This window comes from Delftia sp. GW456-R20 (assembly GCF_001622915.1).
GTDB lineage: Bacteria > Pseudomonadota > Gammaproteobacteria > Burkholderiales > Burkholderiaceae_C > Comamonas > Comamonas acidovorans.
In genome coordinates this window covers 22305-43805 of sequence record NZ_LWCN01000004.1, presented here as the reverse complement: position 1 = coordinate 43805, position 21501 = coordinate 22305, and the positions used below count along the sequence as shown (strand labels likewise).

23 protein-coding genes are annotated in these 21501 nt (G+C 60.9%); 9 read left to right on the top strand and 14 right to left on the bottom strand.

Features of this window, described 5'->3' with window-relative positions; all coding sequences use genetic code 11:
- Nucleotides 1-607 precede the first annotated feature (607 nt).
- Complete coding sequence (locus tag A4F85_RS05990) at nucleotides 608-895, bottom strand: hypothetical protein (protein ID WP_043782035.1); 288 nt, start codon at nucleotides 893-895, stop codon at nucleotides 608-610.
- 505 nt (nucleotides 896-1400) lie between these two features.
- Between A4F85_RS05990 and A4F85_RS05985 the strand changes: the two genes are divergently transcribed.
- The gene (locus A4F85_RS05985; protein ID WP_013802280.1) at nucleotides 1401-1676 is read left to right on the top strand and encodes an H-NS histone family protein; all 276 of its coding nucleotides are present in this window, start codon (nucleotides 1401-1403) and stop codon (nucleotides 1674-1676) included.
- Between the two features lie 259 nt (nucleotides 1677-1935).
- Nucleotides 1936-2724, top strand: coding sequence for an Hpt domain-containing protein (locus A4F85_RS05980; RefSeq protein ID WP_231890452.1), 789 nt, complete (start codon nucleotides 1936-1938; stop codon nucleotides 2722-2724).
- An 11-nt stretch (nucleotides 2725-2735) separates the two neighbouring features.
- Here A4F85_RS05980 and A4F85_RS05975 read toward each other — a convergent pair whose 3' ends face one another.
- The 5 genes from A4F85_RS05975 to A4F85_RS05965 form a co-directional block, all read right to left on the bottom strand.
- Nucleotides 2736-3431 (bottom strand): response regulator, encoded by a 696-nt coding sequence (locus A4F85_RS05975; protein WP_081816131.1) that lies wholly within the window; start codon nucleotides 3429-3431, stop codon nucleotides 2736-2738.
- Nucleotides 3432-3494: 63 nt separating this feature from the next.
- Complete coding sequence (locus A4F85_RS05970) at nucleotides 3495-5462, bottom strand: ATP-binding protein (protein ID WP_231890451.1); 1968 nt, start codon at nucleotides 5460-5462, stop codon at nucleotides 3495-3497.
- Nucleotides 5463-5590: 128 nt separating this feature from the next.
- A complete protein-coding gene (locus A4F85_RS31000; protein ID WP_231890450.1) occupies nucleotides 5591-6109 on the bottom strand; it encodes a hypothetical protein in 519 nt (172 codons plus the stop codon).
- Nucleotides 6109-6423 (bottom strand): hypothetical protein, encoded by a 315-nt coding sequence (locus tag A4F85_RS30995; RefSeq protein ID WP_231890449.1) that lies wholly within the window; start codon nucleotides 6421-6423, stop codon nucleotides 6109-6111. Before A4F85_RS30995 ends, A4F85_RS31000 begins: the two co-directional genes overlap by 1 nt.
- A 132-nt stretch (nucleotides 6424-6555) precedes the next feature.
- Nucleotides 6556-7212, bottom strand: a complete 657-nt coding sequence (locus tag A4F85_RS05965; protein WP_013802276.1) for a response regulator transcription factor — start codon at nucleotides 7210-7212, stop codon at nucleotides 6556-6558.
- 333 nt (nucleotides 7213-7545) lie between these two features.
- Here A4F85_RS05965 and gloA point away from each other — a divergent pair, with 333 nt between their 5' ends.
- The gene (gloA, locus tag A4F85_RS05960) at nucleotides 7546-7995 is read left to right on the top strand and encodes a lactoylglutathione lyase (RefSeq protein ID WP_043796127.1); all 450 of its coding nucleotides are present in this window, start codon (nucleotides 7546-7548) and stop codon (nucleotides 7993-7995) included.
- 87 nt (nucleotides 7996-8082) lie between these two features.
- Here the strand turns inward: gloA and A4F85_RS05955 are convergent, their stop codons facing one another.
- Complete coding sequence (locus A4F85_RS05955; protein WP_063325997.1) at nucleotides 8083-8607, bottom strand: OmpA family protein; 525 nt, start codon at nucleotides 8605-8607, stop codon at nucleotides 8083-8085.
- Between the two features lie 239 nt (nucleotides 8608-8846).
- On the opposite strand from A4F85_RS05955, the gene A4F85_RS05950 reads away from it, so the two are divergent.
- Entirely contained in the window at nucleotides 8847-9473 is a 627-nt protein-coding gene (locus A4F85_RS05950; RefSeq protein WP_013802273.1) for a gamma-glutamylcyclotransferase, read from the top strand.
- A gap of 134 nt (nucleotides 9474-9607) precedes the next feature.
- Entirely contained in the window at nucleotides 9608-10246 is a 639-nt protein-coding gene (locus A4F85_RS05945; protein WP_043820451.1) for a superoxide dismutase family protein, read from the top strand.
- Nucleotides 10247-10267: 21 nt separating this feature from the next.
- Here A4F85_RS05945 and A4F85_RS05940 read toward each other — a convergent pair whose 3' ends face one another.
- The 5 genes from A4F85_RS05940 to A4F85_RS05920 are packed head-to-tail and all read right to left on the bottom strand — an operon-like array spanning nucleotide 10268 to nucleotide 15705.
- Nucleotides 10268-11044 (bottom strand): CoxG family protein, encoded by a 777-nt coding sequence (locus A4F85_RS05940; protein WP_063325996.1) that lies wholly within the window; start codon nucleotides 11042-11044, stop codon nucleotides 10268-10270.
- Nucleotides 11034-11540 (bottom strand): (2Fe-2S)-binding protein, encoded by a 507-nt coding sequence (locus tag A4F85_RS05935; protein WP_016447071.1) that lies wholly within the window; start codon nucleotides 11538-11540, stop codon nucleotides 11034-11036. The genes A4F85_RS05940 and A4F85_RS05935 overlap by 11 nt, the downstream gene beginning before the upstream one ends.
- Nucleotides 11537-12433 carry an FAD binding domain-containing protein gene (locus tag A4F85_RS05930; RefSeq protein WP_063325995.1) on the bottom strand — a complete coding sequence of 299 codons (897 nt, stop codon included), beginning with the start codon at nucleotides 12431-12433 and terminating at the stop codon, nucleotides 11537-11539. Before A4F85_RS05930 ends, A4F85_RS05935 begins: the two co-directional genes overlap by 4 nt.
- A complete protein-coding gene (locus A4F85_RS05925) occupies nucleotides 12426-14720 on the bottom strand; it encodes a xanthine dehydrogenase family protein molybdopterin-binding subunit (protein ID WP_063325994.1) in 2295 nt (764 codons plus the stop codon). The genes A4F85_RS05930 and A4F85_RS05925 overlap by 8 nt, the downstream gene beginning before the upstream one ends.
- 1 nt (nucleotide 14721) lies before the next feature.
- Nucleotides 14722-15705, bottom strand: coding sequence for a Bug family tripartite tricarboxylate transporter substrate binding protein (locus A4F85_RS05920; RefSeq protein WP_063325993.1), 984 nt, complete (start codon nucleotides 15703-15705; stop codon nucleotides 14722-14724).
- 243 nt (nucleotides 15706-15948) lie between these two features.
- Between A4F85_RS05920 and A4F85_RS05915 the strand changes: the two genes are divergently transcribed.
- Complete coding sequence (locus tag A4F85_RS05915; protein ID WP_013802266.1) at nucleotides 15949-16515, top strand: MarR family winged helix-turn-helix transcriptional regulator; 567 nt, start codon at nucleotides 15949-15951, stop codon at nucleotides 16513-16515.
- Nucleotides 16516-16517: 2 nt separating this feature from the next.
- Here the strand turns inward: A4F85_RS05915 and A4F85_RS05910 are convergent, their stop codons facing one another.
- Complete coding sequence (locus A4F85_RS05910; protein WP_063325992.1) at nucleotides 16518-17090, bottom strand: nucleotidyltransferase family protein; 573 nt, start codon at nucleotides 17088-17090, stop codon at nucleotides 16518-16520.
- Nucleotides 17091-17142: 52 nt separating this feature from the next.
- Here A4F85_RS05910 and pdxH point away from each other — a divergent pair, with 52 nt between their 5' ends.
- Nucleotides 17143-17790, top strand: a complete 648-nt coding sequence (pdxH, locus tag A4F85_RS05905) for a pyridoxamine 5'-phosphate oxidase (RefSeq protein ID WP_043796748.1) — start codon at nucleotides 17143-17145, stop codon at nucleotides 17788-17790.
- 37 nt (nucleotides 17791-17827) lie between these two features.
- On the opposite strand, the gene A4F85_RS05900 is transcribed toward pdxH, so the two are convergent.
- Nucleotides 17828-18781 (bottom strand): AEC family transporter, encoded by a 954-nt coding sequence (locus tag A4F85_RS05900; RefSeq protein WP_063325991.1) that lies wholly within the window; start codon nucleotides 18779-18781, stop codon nucleotides 17828-17830.
- Between the two features lie 502 nt (nucleotides 18782-19283).
- Between A4F85_RS05900 and A4F85_RS05895 the strand changes: the two genes are divergently transcribed.
- Together A4F85_RS05895 and A4F85_RS05890 are read left to right on the top strand one after the other, a co-directional pair.
- A complete protein-coding gene (locus A4F85_RS05895) occupies nucleotides 19284-20153 on the top strand; it encodes a pirin family protein (protein ID WP_063325990.1) in 870 nt (289 codons plus the stop codon).
- Between the two features lie 282 nt (nucleotides 20154-20435).
- Nucleotides 20436-21497, top strand: a complete 1062-nt coding sequence (locus A4F85_RS05890; protein ID WP_063325989.1) for a tyrosine-type recombinase/integrase — start codon at nucleotides 20436-20438, stop codon at nucleotides 21495-21497.
- The last annotated feature ends 4 nt before the right edge of the window (nucleotides 21498-21501 follow it).

Below are 21501 nucleotides of genomic sequence, written 5' to 3'. Positions count from 1 at the left end.
ACAACAGGTGCAAACCATAGGTGCGCACTGAAAAATCAGGCGACGGGCTCGCCGTGGCCAAGCCCGAAAAAGAAAGCCCACCGCCAACGGGGTGGGCTGTTTTCACGTGGTTTTTAGAGGCAACTCTGATAGATGACTGCCTGTTGTATGCAAACGATTCTATGCCTCGGACTTGCCCATCACTGCCAGCCAGCGTCCATCCAAGGACCTGCACAGACCCGCAAACTCCGTGGCTTTTTGCTCACATAACTCACCATATAGATCGGAAATATCCACAAAAACACAGCGCTACCAGCCGATCCGGAAACCTGCACCAAGCCCCGAAAGATGTGCACCACCACAATGCACAAAGGGCAGAAATCCTTGCATCACGGCCCCGGCCCAGTCTTGCAGCCATGCACGGCTGGGCATAAAGACAGCAGGCCACCCTGGCAGCCGGCGCATCGGCCCGGCCATCACACCAACCAAGCAAAACACTCGGCTTTTATCTGCATCAAATTCCAGTGAGAACGCTTGAAATTCCCGAGCACGCCATGCACAGCACCCGTAAAACACGCGCCCGCCTGCAGCATCGATGAACACAAGGCGCGGACCAGCGGCCCAGCCGTCAACGGGTGCCCGGCGTGATCTGGATGGTGCCCAGGCCCGAGCCCACGGCCTCACGCCGACGAGGTGCCAGCCAGTGCACCCAAAGCCCCTTGAGCCAGCCCAGCGCAAAGGCGCCTGCCAAGGCCAACATGCCCCACTGCCCGGCCAACAGGGCCACATATATCCAGTAAGGCATGCATCCCAGGCCGAGAAGGCAGGCCCACCGCCGCAGGGCAACGGAACGGGACTGCGACAGCCAGACGGCAAGGACTGCGGGGAGTGCGAAGGCGATCTGATCGATGCTCATGGCCGCATCATACTGTATGAATAAACAGTTTTGTAGGCAAAAACGCGCGTCTTTCGCGAAGGATGTCACGGGACCACCAGCACCCTCATCTTTCGCTTGCAGTCCGCTCGCCACCCTCCCCACAACCCCACGCAAAAAACCGTTGGCAAACAGCGTACAGACTGGGTTTCAAGAATTTCCAATGTGCGGTGCAGTTTGATCACGGCATCGCCTTTCACATCCCCTTCAATAAGCCCAAACTCCTTCGCAGCCGGTCACTCACTCCTGTGAACCACCGCGCTTCAAACCTGAAAGCGAGGGCATACAGGATTTTGAAGGGCTCCGGAACATACAGCACCCCATAACTACCGGCTCTTTACATGGCCTTTACCTGGCGTTGATCGGTCATTTTGAACACGGTCAGGACGGCCAATGGCAGTCATAGGAGAAAATGATCGAAAGCATGCAAACTTGTTCTTAAAAAACCGTTAATATTCGCGCTTCAATCCATGAAAGGCAAACTACCGTGAACACCACATACAAAGAACTTCTGGCACAGCGCGAGGCACTCGAGGCCCAGATCCAGACAGCACGCAAGCAAGAAGTCAGTGATGTGATCGCCAAGATTCGCGGTCTGGTTCAGGATTACGGCCTGACTGCAGACGACATCTTCACGGCACGCCGCGCCCCCTCCACCGTGGCCCCCAAGTTCCGCAATCCCGAAACCGGTGACACCTGGACCGGCCGTGGCAAGCCCCCCGCCTGGATCAAGGACAAGGATCGCGCCCAGTTCGCCATCTGAAGCCTGGATAAACGCCTCCATGAAAACAGCCTGCAGTTCTCTGCAGGCTTTTTTCATTCTGGCGGCACTTGCTGCCACACCTGAATTCCCGGGCTTGGGCTTCCAAGGCCAGGCGCCGCGCAGGTGAAACAAGAATGCTCTATGGACATGTCCTTAAACATGCACCATGGATGGATGCCGTGGTCCAATCTTACAGCCGGATCTGAAGCCTCCAGCGAGTGACTGGCTGCAGATGCCGGCTCCAGATGCTCGGCCACCCATGAAAAAACAGACATCCACCTTGGACAGTGCACCCACACCATACCGTTCTGAAAAGTTCTCGACTGCCGCCGAATCGATAACCACCACAGAAGAGCCCCTCTCCTCCGCTTTGTCATTTTCAGGCGAGCAGGTTTTGTTCATCTCGTCATCCGATGAACTGCACGCCCATCTGCTCCCGCACCTCAAAAGTTGGGGCCTGGCGACCACGGCCTGCCACCATCCCATGGCCATTCGCCAGGATCGCCTCCAGAAGTTCCAGGTTGTTGTGCTTTGCGGATCGAAAACGTCCTGGAATCCCAAGGATGAAAACCGCCTGGTGGCAGGAGCTGCAAGCATCATCGAATGCGAGGCTGATCACCCCCTGCAACCCAAGGTGATCAACGCCCGCATCATCGAAGTCTCCTGGCGTTCGCTGCAGGGCCTTTTTGATGCACTGCAACTGGCCGTTCAGCCCCGGCCTGCCAACAGCGGCCGCATTTCGTCGACCGATGACGTCGCCCATTTTCAACAGATCCCGGCCCCCATCAGAACGGCCTTTCTGGAGTCTGCACGTTCGTCGCTGGCGATCATCAAATCCAGCAAAAATCGCAAGGATGTGCAAAGAGAGCTGCACAATCTTTCCGGTTCACTGCGATTTTTTGACCTGACTGAGCTGTCAATACGCTGCGCCGGCCTGGAAAACGGCATCAACCATGATGGGCTGATGCACCATGCGCATTCGCTGCTGGCGCTGGAACTGCAGCTTGACCAGCTCCTGGAAGAAATCCAGACCTTGAACGGCAGATAAAGAACCGGCCGTTATTGAGATCTCGATGAGGTCACCCATCCGCATTCAAGGGCATACTTCATCAGATCAATGTCTCGTTCAATTCCAAGCTTGTGCATGGCCTTGACTTTCTGGGTACTGATGGTTTTCTTGCTTCTGTTCAGCTTGGCCGCGATCTCGTCGATACGCAAACCGGCCGCATAAAGCCTTACCACCTCCGATTCCTTGGGACTGAGCACCCCCGGCGATTTTCCTTCGCCTCCCATGACACCCGCATTCATTTTTTCCAGTCGCTCGGAAATGGCGGGAGAGAAGTAGGTCCCTCCTGTATAGGCTGCGTGGATGGCCGGAACCAGATGCAGGACCGGGTCCGCCTTGCTCACGATGCTGATGTTCGACACCTTGCCCAGCGCCTGGAGAATGGCCGAATTATCCAGCATGGTCAGAACCACCAAACCCAGGTTCGGAAATCTTCTGGATATATAGCCAAACAGATTCAAGCCATCTCCGTATTGACCCGTAGGCATGGAGTAATCCGACACAAGCACGTCAAAGCCACCCTCATCCAACTTTTTCACCAGATCGGTTGAATTTGAAACGCTGGCTTTCAACAGAATTTCCAGCTCGGAAGACAGTTCATGCCGGATGCCTGAGATGATTCCAGGATGATCATCGGCCAGCAGTACGGATATATTCAAATCTTTTCTATGATTCATATTGGAAAACATGATTTGGCACCATCAACGGAACAAACACAATCGTTCAGTGCAGCATCATTGCACCATGGCTCATCAGATATCTTTCAGGTTCTCCAGCAGGTCAGTCAGGGCATCATCCACTGCATGGAGGTGCCGCATATTGACAAGAGATGACAATCGGTCCATATCTTCCACTCTATCCTTCAGGCCAGCCACCGCAAATGACCCTTTCATGGCATGAATTTCACGGTGAACAGCCATCAGATCACCTTGCAGCAAATGCTTTTTCAACGCAGCCAATGAGTTTTCGGTTGCTGAAATCAATACATCACGATAAGGCAATCTGCTGCCCGGAACTTCCGCAGCTTCAGCGACACCCTTGCCAGACTTTCCTATATTTTTTCCAATGAATTCCTTGAGGTTTTTCAAGGAGGCCGGCTTGACAATAATATCTGCGATGCCAAATTTTGCACATTTGAATTTTTCCTGCTTGCCTGCATGTGCCGTTATTGCTCCCACAGGAACTCCCGGATAACTCTGCTTGATGCGCTGAGCAAGCGCATAACCGCTCATTCCAGGCATTTGCAGGTCCGTAAGAACCAGGTCATAGATATTCTGCGACATCATTCGCAATGCGGATTCCCCGCCTTCTGCAGATTCCGCCTCGAAGCCGAGGATTTTCAGCTGATCCAGAAGCAGCAGCCTGTTGACCGGGTGATCATCGACGATGAGAATCCTTGCGCAATAACCTGCGCTTTCATCGTCTGCAAGCATGACATCGCCATCGTCCCACCCCAAGGAAGCAGGAACAGGCTGGGCGTGACATGCGGGCAAAGTCAATTCGAAAATGCTGCCCTTTCCCGGCACGCTGAAGAACCGGATTTCCCCGCCCATGAGATGTGCCATACGCTGACACAGCGTCAGGCCCAGCCCCGTACCACCAAATTCCGCCGCTATATCCGAGCCTGCCTGCTTGAATGCGTCAAAGATGAAGGGGTGCTGTGAGGGATGGATGCCTATCCCGGTATCTGACACTTTGATCTTGAGCTCACCGGCCCTGTCTGATGCAAATACGTCAATCTTGCCAGCCTTGGTGAATTTCAAGGAGTTGCTGAGAAGATTGTTGAGGATTTGCTTTATTCTCTCGCCATCTCCTATATATCCCTCCCTCAACGAATGGTCAATGATCAGGGAAAATCCTATACCTAATTCCGCAGCCAGCGGTTTGTAAATGGCAGCCACCTGCCGGATTACAGACTTGAGATCAAAGCTGGCCAATTCCACACTCATCTGACCAGACTCGATCTTCGAGAAGTCGAGAACATCATTCAGCAGCGTTAAAAGAGAATGGGATGAAGATGATATGGTGGTTAGCCTGGTTTGCTGCTCTTCTGACATGGAGCTTCTTCCCAGTATTTCCAGATTGCCCAATATTGCATTCAGTGGCGTGCGTATCTCGTGGCTCATGGCAGCAAGAAAAGAAGATTTTTCCTGGTTTGCCTCTTCTGCCGCCTTTTTGGCATCTTCCAGATTTCTTTGCACCTGCTTGTGCGCAGTGATATCGGCAAATCCACACAGCAGGACATGCCGCCCCTGATATTTGGCCTTCACCATGATCACTGAAAGCTCTGCAACCGTTCCGTTGTAAGAGATCACGACTTCGCTGACTACCGGCAAATATTCAGTCTTTTTTCCACTCAGATATTTCTCACCGTAGAATCTGAGAAAATATTCAATCAACCGCTCACCAGCAGACTTATCATCCAACACCATGCTTTCTTTGTACTTGTACATCATGCTGTTTTCCAACAGCATCTTCTTTTCCTTGAAATCAAGAAGACCAAGTCCATAAGGCGCCATGGCAATGATGGTGCGGCTCAGATGTTCCGTGTCGAACACATTCTTGGCTTTCCCATATATTGGAATAAAAACCCTATCATAAAAATATATCAGAAAACACCAGAAAAAAATGATGAATATCAATGAAAACAGCAAATATACAAGAGACTTCCCATTTAAATACACAGCATCTTTCCAGGAAAACACCTGGAGAAGTATCATGTTCGTATTTGATATCCTCGAATAGTAATAAAAATGTCCATTTCTATAGACTGCACCATACTTGCTCAAAATATATCTACTTATCAGACCTCCGTGAAATTTCGACGCCTCGATATCAAAAAAATCCCCTATTGCATCGCCGATCTCCCCCCACCCAGCGCAACGTTGCCTTGAGAATCAATAATAAACAAGGAGTTCCTGCCTTCACCTTGCTGCATAAGGCTCTCAATATATTGAGTCGGCATGTCGCTCACCACCGTGAGAAATGGCTTTCCATCTTGGAAAGCCGAGACAACAATCTGAAATGACATCTCCCCGGTCAGAATGCTTTTACTCGGAGGCAGCCATATGGGATGACGCAGCTGGACGGACGGAATGATGGTGCCGCTATCCTCAGGCAAAGTCGAAATCTGTTCCCTGAGTTTCAAGAGCATGTCTTTTCGCTCATGCTCGTTTGGCACCTGCGGCACAAGGACGCCTATGAACGATCTGTCCGGACTGAAGACATAGGCAGATATTGCTCTTCCATTTTGAAGAAAGCTGGAATTTGCCAAATATGCCAGCTCTCCCAACATATCTCTGTAGTGCTTGTGTACATTCTTGTTGATCTTATTCTCAAGCAATACTACAGGGCTCACCCCTGCCATCACAGCATCTGTCCCGGCAAAGACACCGGGATGAGATGTGTGCGTCTGCCCCAAAGCAACTCTGATGCAATGATTCCTCGCATCATAATGACTTGCTTTGTTTCTATTTCCACCAGAACCCGGGTTCTCTTGCTCTGGAATACTGCTCTTCTTTCCTCCATGAAGTCATTGAGCTCGAACAGGGCCGCAAGCATTGCCAAAACAATGATAAGAAGAGAGAAAACCAGGCCACCGCCAAAAAGCAGTGTCTTGTTGTATTTGGTCAGAAGGTGGAGCTCTTCCTTTTCTCCAGCCTCTTTTTTATATATTTCCATCTGGGCATCAAGATACAACCATCGATCAGGCTGTGGATCTCCTCATGTAATAAAAGAAATCTTTGCAAGAAAGCTGCGGATGGCATGGAGCTTGGTCGGATCGTCTGCGGCAATGACGATGCATTTCTGCACCTATTTTCTTACGTCAATCCAGCCCATCTCAATTCCATAGCGAATGAGATCAATGTCCTTGCGTATACCCAGCTTGTTCATGACAGCCACCTTGTGCGTGCTGACCGTCTTGATACTGCGATAGAGCTTTTTTGCTATCTCGGACACCGTCATGCCAGAGATGAAAAGAAGCAGAACCTCTTCCTCCCGCTTTGAGAGTTCTATCGATGTCCGCACCGCACCCAGCCATTCTCCTCCCAGCAGCTTGCTTGCACTGGGAGATATGAATTGACCATCCGTGTATGCAGCGTAGATGGCGGGCAGCAGACTTCCCAAGGAATCCGTTTTATGGACAATTCTGTAGATTCCTTGGTTGGTAAGAGATTTGATGATTCCAATATTCTCGATCATTGTCAGCATGACGATCTTGACACTTGGAAATCTTTTACGAATGACATTCAGCATCACCAGACCATCACCGTAGGTTCCACCGGGCATGGAGTAATCAGTTACCAGAACATCACATTCGTTTTTCTTCAGAAAACTTATGATTTCCGTGGAGTTTTTCGCTCGACCTACAATCTCTATTTCATGCTTATCCTCCAAAACACTTTCTATGCCTGCCAGAACTGCCGGATGGTCATCGGCAATTAATATCCGCAAGACGAAATTTTTCATGACTCAAAAAATTAAAATAAGTCGCACGAAGAACATTCCTATTCTAGGCAGCCGGCTACTAGGATTTAATTGGATTTGTCTGATTTTTCAATCCAAAAATCTAAGATTTGTCTGATTTGCAAGATTTATTGCCGAAAAATCGGGTATCAGTCCTAGGGCCCACTCCTAGAATTCAACAGACAGTTGAACCAATGGTTGAATGGATTCGGGCTAGATGCCGCCGGGACCTGAAGCGCCCGATCTGCGGGAAGGCGCGAGACCTGTGCGGGAGGAGATCACCGAGGCGCTTGGCGGGCGGCTGAAGAGATGGCGGAATCCCGGCACAATCGAGGGATGCGAATCCTCCACACCATGCTGCGCGTTGGCAACTTCCAGCGCTCCATCGATTTCTACACACAGGTTCTTGGCATGCAGCTGCTGCGGACCTCCGAGAACCCGGAGTACAAATACTCCCTGGCCTTCCTGGGCTTCGAGGGCGGCAACCCGGCCCAAGCTGAGATCGAGCTGACCTACAACTGGGGCACCGAGGCCTATGACATGGGCTCGGCCTATGGCCACATCGCCATTGGCGTGCCAGACGCGTATGCCGCCTGCGAGAAGATCAAGGCGTCCGGCGGCAACGTGACGCGCGAGGCAGGCCCCGTCAAGGGCGGCACCACGGTGATTGCCTTTGTGACGGATCCGGACGGCTACAAGATCGAACTCATACAAGAGAATTCGCGAGCCCATGCCGGGACCCAGCCTGACGGCGACGCGAAGTTCGACCCGCTGCGCAATTCCTGATCCACGCAGCCGTCAAAAGAAAAGGCCCGGAGCGATTGACGCTCCGGGCCTTTTCTTTTTGGCCGTTTACAGCGGCAAGGCTGAGGCTCAATCCACCAGGATCACTTCCACGCGGCGGGCTTCGGCGTTGCTGCCGTCAGCCTGCAGCTGCTCGGGCTTCTTGAGTTCGACCTTTTCCTCAGCCACGCCCAGCGCGGACAGGGCGGCCTGGACTGCCAGGGCGCGCTTCTTGGCCAGTTCGGCGTTGAGTTCGGCGCTGCCCGTGGCGTCGTGGTAGCCCGAGATCACGGCGCGCTTGCCGCCCTTCACACCGGCGACCACGTCGGCCAGCGCTTCATTGGCGCCCGCGGCCAGCTCGGCCTTGGCCGATGCGAAGTAGAACTTGACCACGCCGTTTTCGACAACGACGCGGGCCACATCTTCCTCCAAGACCACGGGCACCATTGCTGCCACAGGGGAAGCGCCGCCAGCCATCTTCGCCGGGCCATGCGCAATGCCGCGCTGGTAGACGACGACGCCAACGACCGTGGAGACGACGAGCGCAATCAGCGCGAACAGGAAACCCAGGGCAAAACGTTGTTGGCTGTCGTCGTCGGAATGACTGAAGGACATGAAGCACTCTCCGTGAATGAGCTGTTGGATGAAAACCAGAAAGACTGCGAAAAACCGGTGGATTGTAGAGGGCCACCGTCGAGGGCCCCGTGCCACGCCCAAACCCCGCGCTGACGGCCGGCAAAAACTGTGGTGCGGCGGAGACAGAAGACCGGCCCTGCAAGGGCAAAGCACGCGCTTGTGCACCGTTTGGGCGTCCAGGCGTTAAAACGTCATTGTTCTTTCATGCTGTCGCGCCCATGTCCGCCCTGCCAGAATTTTCATTCGCCCGCCGAGAGTCACAGCCCATGCTGGACGAGGCGCTGCACCGATGGGGCGGGAGCGATGACCTCTGGATCTTTGGCTACGGCTCGCTGATCTGGCGGCCGGATTTCGATTTCTGCGAACGTCGCACGGCGCGTGTCTTTGGCTGGCACCGGGCGCTGAAGATGTGGAGCACCATCAACCGCGGCACCCCCCAGAACCCTGGTCTGGTCTTTGGCATGCTGTCCGGCGGCAGCTGCCAGGGCATGGTGTTCCGCATTCCCCGGCACCACGGCCATGACGTCATGAGAAAGCTGTGGCAGCGCGAGATGGCCAATGCCGTCTACGACCCCCGCTGGCTGCCCTGCCGCACCGGCCAGGGCACGGTCCAGGCCCTGGCGTTCACGCTGTCCCGTCAAAGCCCCAATCACACGGGCGAGCTGGCGCCCGAGGACTATCGCCGCATTTTCAGCGAGGCCAAGGGCATCTACGGCAGCACGCATGACTATGCGCGCGCAACCTTCGATGAGCTCAAGCGCCTGGGCATCCGGGACCGCGCCTTGCAACGCCTGCTCAGCTACGCGGGCCAGCCCGACGCAGGCGCGCGGCAAGGCTCCGTTTGACGCCATCGCCGCGCACGGCCACAGAACGCTGTGCTCTCCGACATGGCCGCCGTATCGCACGCTGCATGATGGCGGCTGCGCGCCATGCGCCTCCGTGACTTTTCAGTTCCCATTCCAACCAGGAGATTGCCGCCATGCCTTTGAACGCTTCCCAATCCAGCCACGCCGCCACTTCGCAGCCCTCCACCCCGTCCACCGCCGTGAAGCTGTTGATGGCTGCCGGCATGGTGCTGGCCCTGGGCGCCTGTGGCAGCCAGCCCAAGCCTCCTGCCGCAGCCTCCGCCGCGACCCCGGCAGCCGTCACGACAGCGCCCGCCTCCCGCAATGTGGCCATGGCACAGCTGCAGCCCACGCAAGGCAGCAAGGTCAGCGGCAGCCTGCAGTTCACCTCCCAGGCCGACGGCAGCGTGCGGGTGCAGGGCTCGGTCCAGGGGCTGGCGCCGAACAGCGAGCATGGCTTTCATGTCCATGAGAAAGGCGATTGCTCCAGCCCCGACGGCCTGAGCGCTGGCGGCCACTTCAACCCCACAGGCCAGGCCCATGGCCGATTCGATTCCGCGGCCCACCACACGGGCGACCTGCCCAGCCTGCGGTCCGATGCGCAGGGCACGGCCACCATAGACTTCGTGTCGCGCGGCCTGGCACTGGATCAGGGACCCAACAGCGTGGTGGGCCGCGGACTGATCGTGCACAAGGACCCGGACGACTACACTACGCAGCCCACCGGCAATTCGGGAGCGCGCCTGGCCTGTGCGGTGATCACGCGCGGATGATGTGCTCGGCCGGGTCTGCGTTCAGCGCAGGCAGTCGCGCAGCCACGCCGCGCACTGCTCGGCGCGCGCGCCCGGCCATTGGACGCTGACCGTGGTATCGCCACGGCGCAGCTCTACATGAATGGTGTCGGCAGCGCCCGCGCTGCCCTCACCGCTCAAGCTGCCGATTAGCCGCCCCCACCAGCCACGGCCCCGCAGGTCTTGGGCCGTGGAGGAGAGCTCCGAAGCTGGCGCTGGTGCTGGCGAATTCCGGGCTTGCACCACCGTTTCCCTGGCTGGCTCGGAGGCCGGCGCGGGCGCGACAGGTGCAGGCGCCTGCATGGTCGCCTCGCCCGCAGCGCGCTCCCCTCCCCCGCCTTCGAGCCGCGCGGCCAGATTGTTACCGAACTCCTCCCATATTCGGTCGGCCTTGGTCTTCATCACGCTCAGGCCGAAGGCGCCCAGACGGCCCAGCAGGTCCACGTCGATCTTGATGCGCAGTTCGGTGCCTCCATCCGGCGTGGCGCTCAGGAAGATTTCACTGCGCTGCTTGAGCGAGCTGGCCACCGAGGTGTCTTCTCCCGTTCCTTCCACGCGCAGATACTCGGGAGCGCGTTGCTCGACGATGCGTGTGCGCAGCTTGAATCTGGCGCTGATGAAGGAGATCTTCTGGTGCATCACCGCCACGTATTCGGTGGGGCTGACCACTTCGATGGACTGCATGCCCGGCACGGCACCTCCCATGACCTGGGGATCGAGCAACAAGGCCCATACCCGCTCTCGCGAGGCAGAAACAGTCAGGGTTTTCTCAATTTCCATGCATTTTCTCCGCGGCCACAAGGACCGATTCCACGATCTGGGTGTAGCCCGTGCAACGGCACAGGTTGCCGTTGAGGCCATGGCGAACTTCGTCCGCGCCGGGAAGGGGGTTACGCCCCAGCAGATCGCAGGCGGCCATGATGAAGCCCGGTGTGCAGTAGCCGCACTGCAGGCCGCCGCATTGCATGAAGCTTTGCTGCAGCGGGTGCAACCGTTGTGACGGGTCTGCGCCCGCACCCCCAGCAATACGGTCGGCCAGGCCTTCGATGGTGGTGAGCGCGCGGCCCTGGACCTGCACGGCCAGCAGCAGGCAGGACTTCACCACTTCGCCATCCAGCAGCACCGAGCAGGCGCCGCACACGCCCGTCTCGCAGCCGCGCTTGGTGCCCGTCAGGTGCAGGTCATCACGCAGAAAATCCGACAGCAGCCGGCGCGCAGGCACGTCCACGCTGCAGGGCTCGCCGTTGACGGTGCATTCGATGCGATGTCGGCTCATGCCAGCTCTCCTTGTTCCAGTGCCAGGTCCAGGCCAAACAGTTCGGCCACGGTGCGCCGCACGTTGACGCGCACCATTTCTCGGCGGAAATCCGCCGAGCCGCGCAGGTCCGAAACCGGTGTGATGTCGGCCGCGACGATGTCACCCGCCTCGGCCGCCAAGGCCCAGGTGAGGGCACGGCCTTCAAGAAAGCCCTCGGCGCGCCGCTGGCGCACGGGTATGGGCGTAGAGGCGCCCACGACGAGACGCGCGTCGCGGCAGATGCCCCCGGCGGTGTGCGCCACCAGGGCCACGCTGGCCAGTGGCCGGTGTTCGGCCGCTGTGCGCAGAAAGCGCGTGTACACACCGCTGCGCAGGTCGTCTCCTTGCCCCATGGGCGGCACGCGGATCTCGCTGACGATCTCGTCGCCTTCCAGCGCCGTGGCGTAGTAGTCGACCAGGAAGTCCTCGATGTCCAACAGGCGCTCGCCTCTTGCGCTGGCCAGCACGATCTGGGCGCCCAATGCCATCAGGCAGCCGGGCGGGTCGGTGGAGGGGTCGGCATAGCAGAGATTGCCGCCCACCGTGCCCTGATTGCGCACCTGCGGGTTGGCCATGCGCTGCGCCATGCCGGCCAGGACAGGATAGTGATGCGACACCAGCGGCGAGGCCGCCAGTTCGGCATGGCGCACCAAGGCGCCGATACGCAGGCCACGCACCGGGTCGAAGTCCAGGCCGCGCAACGCATCGATGCCAGCCAGCGAGACCAGGTGCGTGGGCGCGAGCATGCGCTGGCGCATGCCCAGCATCAAGGCCGTGCCGCCGGCGATCACGCGGCAGTCCTCGCCCAGTTCGGCCAGCAACCGGCTGGCCTCCGCCACCGAGGTGGGCTCCAGAAAGTCGAAGTCATGCATGACGGCCCTCCTCGGCGCGTGCGCGCAGCGCCGCCAGGATTTTTTCGGGCGTGATCGGCAGATCGCATATGCGCACGCCGATGGCGTCGTACACGGCGTTGGCGATGGCAGGCGCTCCCGGCAGGATGGCGGTTTCGCTGGCCCCTTTGGCGCCATAGGGGCCGTTGGGGTCGTTGGACTCGACAAAGCCGCCGCGCAGCAAGGGCACGGCGTCGGCCGTTGGCATGGTGTAGTCGGCGAAGTTGCCGTTGGCCAGGCGCCCGCCTTCCAGGTGCAGTTGCTCGTAAAGGGCCCAGCCCATGGCCTGGACGGTGGCCCCGTTGGTCTGCCCATGGATGGCGACGGGGTTCAGCGCCTTGCCGCAGTCGTCGGCCACATAGCTGTCAAGCACCCGGACCTGGCCGGTTTCCGTATCGACCTCGACCTCCACTGCCTGGGCCGCGAAGGAATAGGCCGGCGCGATGTTGCCGTGCAGCTGGGCGTCGTGCATCTGCGTCTGGGCATCCCAGGTGTGGCTGACCTGTATGCCCTCGCCGCCATGGCGCCAGATGTGCTGGCGTGCGAGCTCGGCCATGCCTGCCGCACGGTCGGTGCCGCGCACGCGCACCTGACCATCGGCCAGCTCCAGGTCGTCGACCTGCGCCTCCAGCACGACGGCGGCCAGGGCCAACAGCTTGCTGCGGGCCGCCTGCGCGGCACCTATGGCGGCATTGCCTGCAGCCATGGTCACGCGCGAGGCCAGCGAGCCTATGGCGAAGGGCGTGCTGTCCGTGTCGGGTGCGGCCACGCGGACCTGCGACAACGGCAGCGTGAGTTCATGGGCGACGATCTGGCTGAGCATGGTGGCCGCGCCCTGGCCCATGTCGCACTCGCCACTGAGCACAAGCACCTGGCCATCCTCATGGATGCGCACCACCACGGTGGAGCCGTCCCAGTTGCCCATGGTGCGGTTGCCGCTGACATGCATGGCCGCGGCCATGCCCACGCCCCTGCGGCGGGCGCCAAGGGCCTGGCGGGGGCGGGCGCGCTTGCCGCGCCAGTCGATGGCATCGGTGGCCTGGTCTATGCACTCCTTGAGGCCGGCGCTGCCGATCTTCCAGCCATGCACTGTCACGTCGCCGGCTTCCACTGCATTGAGCTTGTGGACTTCGGCCGGATCCAGCCCCAGCTGCTCGGCCATGATGTGGATGTGGCTGTTGAGCGCGAACAGCATCTGCGTACCGCCAAAGCCGCGGAACGCGCCGTGCGGCGGGTTGTTGGTATAGACCAGGGTGGCGTGCGATCGGACGTTGCCCTGCCTGTGCATGTTGTCGCTGCGCATGGCACTGACGTGCATGACCTCGGCCGACAGACCCGCATAGGCACCGCACTCGGCAACGATGTGCACCTGCTTGGCGAGGATGCGGCCATCACGCGCCATGCCCAGCTTGAGCGTGATGCGCTCGGGGACGCTGGAGCAGCAGGCCAGGAAGTCCTCCAGCCGGTTGTTGACCAGGCGCACGGGCCGTCCGGTGCGCAGGGCCAGCAGGCCCGCCACGAGCTGGTTGTCGTCCTCGACGATCTTGCCGCCAAAGCCGCCGCCCGTGGTGGCCTGCACCACGCGGATGGCGGACACCGGCAGCTCCAGCGCCGCCGCCAGCCGGGCACGCGCCAGGAAAACCGACTGCGTGGAGGTCTGTATCAACAGGCGGCCATCGGCGTCGATGGAGGCCAGGGTTGCCATGGGTTCCAGGTAGCCCGGGTACTGCGCATGCGTGGTGTACGTGGCTTCGTGAACCAGATCAGCTGCGGCGAATCCGGCATCGGCATCGCCGCGCTCGAAGCGGATCTCGTGGGCGATGTTGCCCCGGCCCGGATGAACGCCGGGCGCTTCTTCATCCAGGGCTTCCTCGGGCGACAGGATGGCGGGCAGTTCTTCGTACTCGACCTCGATCAGGTCCAGCGCATCGCGGGCGATCTCTTCTGTGGCGGCAGCCACGGCTGCCACCTCTTCCCCCGCAAAGCGCACCAGGCCGTCGGCCAGGATGCGCCGCTCCTTGTGGCTCACGCCCCAGGGCGTGCGCGGTGCATCTGCCCCGGTCAGCACGGCTTTCACACCGGGCAGCGCACGCGCTGCAGCAATGTCGATGCGCACGATGCGCGCATGCGGATAGGGGCTGCGCAACAGCTTGGCATGCAGCATGCCCGGCAGCTTGAGGTCGCCCGCGTACTGGGCACGACCTAGTACCTTGGACAGCGCCGTGACCTGGGCCGTCTCGCGGCCCAGCGTGGAATTCGAGGTATTCATGTCATTCAGCGGTGATGCCGAGTTCGCGGATCACCTTGCCCAGGCGCTCGTAGTCGGCAGCGTTGACATCGGCCAGCACCTGCGGCGACCCGCCCACGGGCACGGCACCGAAGGTGGCCATCTTTGCCGCCACCTCCGGCATCCTGAGGATCTCGTTGAGATGGGTGTTCAAGGTCTGCACCACGGCGGCCGGCGTGCCCTTGGGCGCGAAGAAGCCATTCCAGGCACCCGCGGCGATGTCCCTGTAGCCCAGTTCCGCCAGCGAAGGCACATCGGGCAGCAGGGGCGAACGCTTCGAGTCGGTCACGGCCAGCGCGCGCAGCTTGCCCGCCTGGATGTACTGGGCCACCGGCCCCAGCGTGACGTAGGCCAGTCCTACATGGCCCGCAGCCACATCGTTGACGGCCGGTGCCACGCCGCGATAGGGCACATGCTGAATGCTCACTCCGGCAGCGCGGTTCAGCCACTCGGCACCTATGTGCATGGGCGAGCCTGCGCCGGGACTGGCGTAGCTGAGCGTCTTGCCGGCCTTGGCCGCAGCCACCATGTCGGCCACGCTTTTGAATCCCGTGGAGGGATGGGCCACGAGCAGCACGGCCTGGCTGGCGGTCTGCACCACGGGGGTGAAACCTTTCAAGGGGTCATAGGTCGCGGCAGGAGGGAGCCTCATCACCATGGGGGCGATGGTGAAGGGGTTGGGCGTGAACAGCAGCGTGTAGCCATCGGGCACGGCCCGCGCAACCAGGTTGTTGCCCACGGTGCCGCCCGCCCCGGGCCGGTTGTCCACCACCACGGGCTGGCGCAGACGCAACGTGAGCTTTTCGGCGAACAGGCGCGCCATGGCGTCCGTGTCACCACCTGCGGGATAGGCGACCACCACGGTGATCGGCCTGGCGGGGTAGTCCTGTGCAAATGCCGGACCACAGACAGCGGTGGCAAAAGCCAATGCTGCAATGGTCAGGCCTTGCCGACGATGGGGTGTCATCACTGGCTCCTTTGAAAGCGCGGACATGCATCGGTCAGATACGGGCATGGCAGCTGGGGCTGGCTATGGGATGAATTCATACGATTCACCTATGAAATATTGATCCTCAAAAGAATCAATGACGATTTTCTCCAGTAAGTTGATGAATCAACTTACTGAAAACACCGATTGACCTCTATTGATTTCTCTAAAGAAATTCCACAAGACAAACGTCAGGCAGCCTGTGAAACAATTGATGGGAACATGTCCATCCCACCTTCTCCTCTCCCTGTGCCCAGCACGCCCGCAGGCAATCCCTGGACCCACCTTGACGAGGCAGGCAGCAGCCTGACCGTCGATGCCTTTCTGACCACGCTGATGAGCCAGGTGGGCAATGCGCTGCGGCGCACCATCACCGTGCCCTATGCCGATACGGCGGGCTTGACGGTTTCGGAGTGGCGGCTGTTGGCCCTTGTCGCGCATGCAGGCGAGTTGCCGTTCAGCGCGCTGGTGGTGCAATCCACTTCGGACAAGGCCCTGGTGAGCCGGGCGCTGCGGCTGCTCGAGGAACGCGGCCTTGTGGCCCTGCTGGCGCAAGGCTCCACTCCACGCAAGAAGATCCTGTGCTCCATCACGCCTGCGGGCCGGCAGTTGCATGACGAGGTAATGCCCGTGGCCCGACAACACCAGGCCGCTGCTCTGCTGGCGCTGACGCAGGAGGAACGGGAGGTGATGTATCGGGCCTTGCTCAAACTGCGCGGTTATTGCCAAGGCAGCCAAGCCGACCCAGCGACCGAAGGCGGCCCCGCTACGGCAGACGGCGAAGCCTGAATTCAGCCCACTTCAGGCCGGTTCTGCAGCAGCACCTCAGCGCGCGCCAGATCGTCCAGCGTATCGATGTCGGTGAGCACACCAGCATCGTCCACATCGACCTGAACCACATGTCCGGCTTCGCGCAGCGCCTTCAGCACAGGCGCCCCGCCCTTCTCTCCGCTCAACGCCATGAGCGCCGCGCCGCATGCGGCGCCGAAACCCACGGGATGTCCACGCTCGCCTTGATGGACAGGCTGGGCGGCTCGGGCCCCTGCATGCAATGCATCGGCCACTTTCAGCAAGGTCTGTGGACTCACCAGCGGCAGGTCGGCCGGCAAGACCAGCCAGCCTGGCGCATCGGCTGTGGCACGCACGGCCGCAGACAGCGAATCGCCCATTCCGGGGTGGCCCGCATCTTCCAGATGCCAGGGCAGGCCGCTGGCGCGGACGGCGGCCAGTGTGTGTTCCAGCACGGTACTGCCGCCCAGCGGCGCGGCGAGCTTGTGCATGGTGCCGCCCGACGCGCGGAAACGCTCGCCACGGCCCGAGGCGAGGATGATCACGCAGGGGCGGCCTTTGAAGTCTCTGAGCATGCGCAACTCTAGCGCAGCAAATGGGAGGTCGGGCGCAGGCACAATGCAGGCCATGAGCAGCATTTCCACCTCGATCGCCGATCTGCGCAAAAGCTACGAGCGCGCGGAACTGAGCGAATCGGCCTCCCTGGCCGATCCGCTGCAGCAGTTTGACCAATGGCTGCAGGAAGCCCTGAGCGCCCAGGTGCCCGAGCCCAATGCCATGACGCTGGCCACCGTGGGCGGCGACCTGCGGCCCAGCACGCGCATCGTGCTCATCAAGGGCTATGACGAGCGCGGCCTGGTCTGGTACACCAACTACGACAGCCGCAAGGGCCAGCAACTGGCGGGCAATCCGTTTGCAGCGCTGCAGTTCCACTGGGTGGAGCTGGAGCGCGTGGTGCGCATCGAGGGCCGCGTGGAAAAGGTCAGCGATGCCGAAAGCGACGCCTACTTCAACAGCCGCCCGCTGGACTCGCGCATCGGTGCCTGGGCCAGTCCGCAAAGCCAGGTCATCAGCGGCCGCAGCGTACTGGTGGCCAATGCGGCCAAGTACGGCGCGCAATTCCTGCTGAACCCGCCACGCCCGCCGCATTGGGGCGGATTCAGGCTGGTGCCTGAGCGCTGGGAATTCTGGCAAGGCCGCAAGAGCCGCCTGCATGACCGCCTGTGCTACCAGCTGGAATCTGGAACCTGGCTGCGCCAGCGCCTGGCGCCCTGATCCCCTGGATTGCCGGCGCTGCTCCTGCTGAAAGCCGTCAGCCCAGCAGACGCTGGGCCAGCCACAGCATCAGCGGCACGGTAAGCAGGGCCAGCGCCGTGGACACCGCAATGCTGGCGGACACCTCCTCCTGCATCACGCCATAGCGCTGCGTGAACAGGAACACGTTGGCCCCCACGGGCAGTGCAGCCGCCGTGAACATCACGGCCACTGGCAGGCCGCCCAGACCGAAGGCCCAGGCCAGCGCAAGCAGCAGCAGCGGATGCACCAGGTTCTTGACCAGCGCGATGCCCACTGCCTCGCGCAGGTTCTGGCCCACCTTGGTGTACGCCAGGGTCACCCCCACCAGCAGCAGCGCCATGGGGCCCAGTGCCTGGCCCAAGACCTGCAGGGAGCGATCCACCACGCCAGGAAGAGCCAGCCCGGTCTGTGCGAACAGCAGGCCGGCGAGTATGGGCAGCGGCACAGGATGGACGATGCCGTTGCGCACGGCCTGCAGCACCGTGCGCCACATGGGGCGCGGCGCGCTCTGGCCCGACCGCTGGTGCTCGCGAGCCTCGGCCAGCTCGAACACGATGGTGGCCGCCGTGAGCAGAATCAGCGCGTGCAGCGAAACGAGGGTGAACAGCGTGACCAATCCGTCCTCCCCGTAGACCAGCCCCACCAACGGCACGCCGATCATGACGGTATTGCTGAACATATTGGCCAGCCCCCGCGCGGCCGAACGCGTGGAAAAACCGCCCAGGACCATGGACACCCCGAAGATCAGCGCAGTCGCCAGGAAATACAGCGCCACGGGCTGAAAGTCCAGCTCCTGTACCCGCACCGCGCCCATGGTGCGGAACAGCAGCGCCGGCGTGAGCACCAGGAAAACGAGGTTGGACAAATCCTTGATGGCGGCGGCCCGCACCCAGCCCAGGCGGGCGGCGAGAAAGCCTGCGCCAATGCAAAGAATGACGGGGATGAGGGAGGCAAAGACGGGAGAGTTCACTGAAGCGGGATCGGGAAGCTGCGCCTGCGCAGGTTGGCGGCGCGCGCAGATTATGCGCCGCAGGCCAGGCCCTGCCTCATTCAGGCTTCTTCCAGGGCCTCGAAGGCCTGGGCCAGATGGTCGATGAGCAGCCGCACGGCGGGCAATTGCCCGCGCCGGGATGCGTACGCGCGGGTGATGGCGGATCTCGGCAAGGGCACCGTCCGGGCCGTTGAGCACCCATCGGTGCTCATTCTGCGGCTGCCCCAGGTCTATGCTGGGCAGGCGCTCCAGGTCGGCGGGACCCGTGGGACGGCCATGTGCCTGCAGCAACGCGGGGCTGGCAACCAGGCACTGCGCCCTTTCGGCCAGCACGCGCAGCATGGTCATTGTTCTTTATTCAGAACGATGAAGGCAAATTTTGCTATCTACCGCGTTCATCGTTCAAATCCTAAGATTCTCCCATGTGCAAAAAGTGGCTGGCGCTAACGCTGCGGCAGCCACGATTCCCAAGGAGAAGCAAATGCTCAAGAAGATGCTCGGCGTCTACAGCGCTCCCCGTGCCCATTGGGTGGGCGACGGCTTTCCCGTGCGCTCGCTGTTCAGCTATGGCAACCATGGTGCGGCTCTGAGCCCCTTTCTGCTGCTGGACCACGCTGGCCCCGCCAGCTTCGAGCCGGCTGCCCAGCCTCGCGGCGTGGGCGTGCATCCGCACCGCGGCTTCGAGACCGTGACCATCGTCTATGAGGGCGAAGTCGAGCATCGGGACTCGACCGGTGCTGGCGGCCTGATCGGCCCTGGCGACGTGCAGTGGATGACGGCCGGCTCGGGCATCCTGCATGAGGAATTCCATTCCCATGCGTTCACCGAACGCGGTGGGCGGCTGGAGATGGTGCAGCTGTGGGTGAACCTGCCCGCCAGGGACAAGTCGGTTGCGCCTGGCTACCAGACCCTGGTGGATGGACAGATCCCGTCCGTGGAACTGCCAGGCGGCTCGGGCCGGGTGCGGGTGATTGCCGGAGCCTTTGGCAACAGCCAGGGGCCGGCGCGCACCTTCACGCCCATCAATGTCTGGGACCTGCGCCTGAAAGCCGGCAGCAGCACCGAGCTGCGCGCCAAGCCCGGACATACGCTGGCCCTGGTCGTGCTGCATGGCACGGTGCTGGTCAACGACGGCGAGGTTGTTCGCGAAGGCCAGCTGGTGCACTTCGATCGCGAGGCTGATCTGGTGCGCCTGGAGGCCAACAACGACGCCACCGTGCTGTGGCTGGAGGGCGAGCCCATTGCAGAGCCCGTGGTGGGCCACGGCCCGTTCGTGATGAACAGCGAGGCCGAGATCCGCGAGGCCATTGCCGACTTCAACGCTGGCCGATTCGGGCGCATGGCGGCTTGACCGTGGCGGCCCCTGTCCTGAAGGCAGGGGCCGCCTTCTGCCCTCCCCTTGCCTCCCCTGGACCAGCGCTTGCGATCACCAGCGCGCAGAGCCAGCGCGGGTGCTTGAAAGTGCACAACACACTCTGGAGACGTGCCAAGGACTCGAATCCAGGCCGAACGGCCCTTTTTCTGGCGACTTGTCGCCACTGGTGTTCATCAGTCGATAACAAGGTTGCCGCTTGACTTCATGTAAGTTACATTGAACAACTCCATTGGTTGACTCGTTTTGTTCTCAACGCCCATGACTTCATCACCATTTCAGGCACCCGCTGCCGGCAAGCCGCCGTCCACTGTCCCCGACGGGCTGGCCCTGTTCCGGCATTGGCTGGAAGCCGAGGGCGCCAAGGGCTGGGACGCCCTGGACACGGCACCCGACAGCGGCTACGAAAAGGTATGGCGTGCCTGGCTGCGCAGCCTGGGCGATGCCGGCTTGTCAGCCAAAGAAGGTCCACCCTCCCCTGCCACGCCGAAAGGGAAAGTCAAGGCGAAGGCCCGCGCCTGGCAACAGGCCACCGCCGTTGATGTCCAGAATTTCCTGCGCCCGCGCGAAGGCCAGTTGTCGGGCCACCAGCCCGGCCGCCGCATCAGCGAGGTCACGCGCAGGCGCTACTGGCGATTGCTGGAACGCATTTACGACCATGCGCTGGACCACGGCTGGGTCAGCGCCAATCCCGCCGCAGGGCTGGCGCCGCAGGAACGCCCGCCTGCCGAAGACGGCCAGGGCCATTGCCTTCCCGCGCCGCTGTGGAATGCCCTGCCCCGCCACATACCGATGGCCGACGGCTTTCAGTCGGCGCGCGACCGCGCCATCTTGCTGCTGCTGTACGAACTGGCGCTGGCGCCCGAGGAGGTGCGCGGCCTGTGCTGGCGCGATGTGCAATGCGCCGGACCAGGCGATGGCCTCCCCTGTCAATTGCATATCGATGGCGCACGCGCCGCGCAGCAGCGCACGCTGGATCTATCGGAAACGGTGGTGAAGGCGCTGCAGGACTGGAAAGGCTTCAGCGCCGGCCAGCGCGGGCCGGAGGCCGTTCAACCCGATGCCACGGTCTTTTATTCGCGTGAAGGGCAGCCGCTGTCGGTGCGCGTGCTGTTCCATGTGGCGTCACAGCTGATACAGCGCGCCCATGCAGCGCAGCCTGCCTCGGCGCAGCAGGCGCCGCTGCACCGTGTCGGCCCGCAGGTGCTGCGCAACACGGCCATCGTGCATTGGCTGCGCGCGGGCCGTGCCGAGACCGAAGTCGTGCAGTGGATAGGCGTTGACAGCGCGCGCGCCCTGCGCCATCTGCAGCATTACCTGTAGCAGA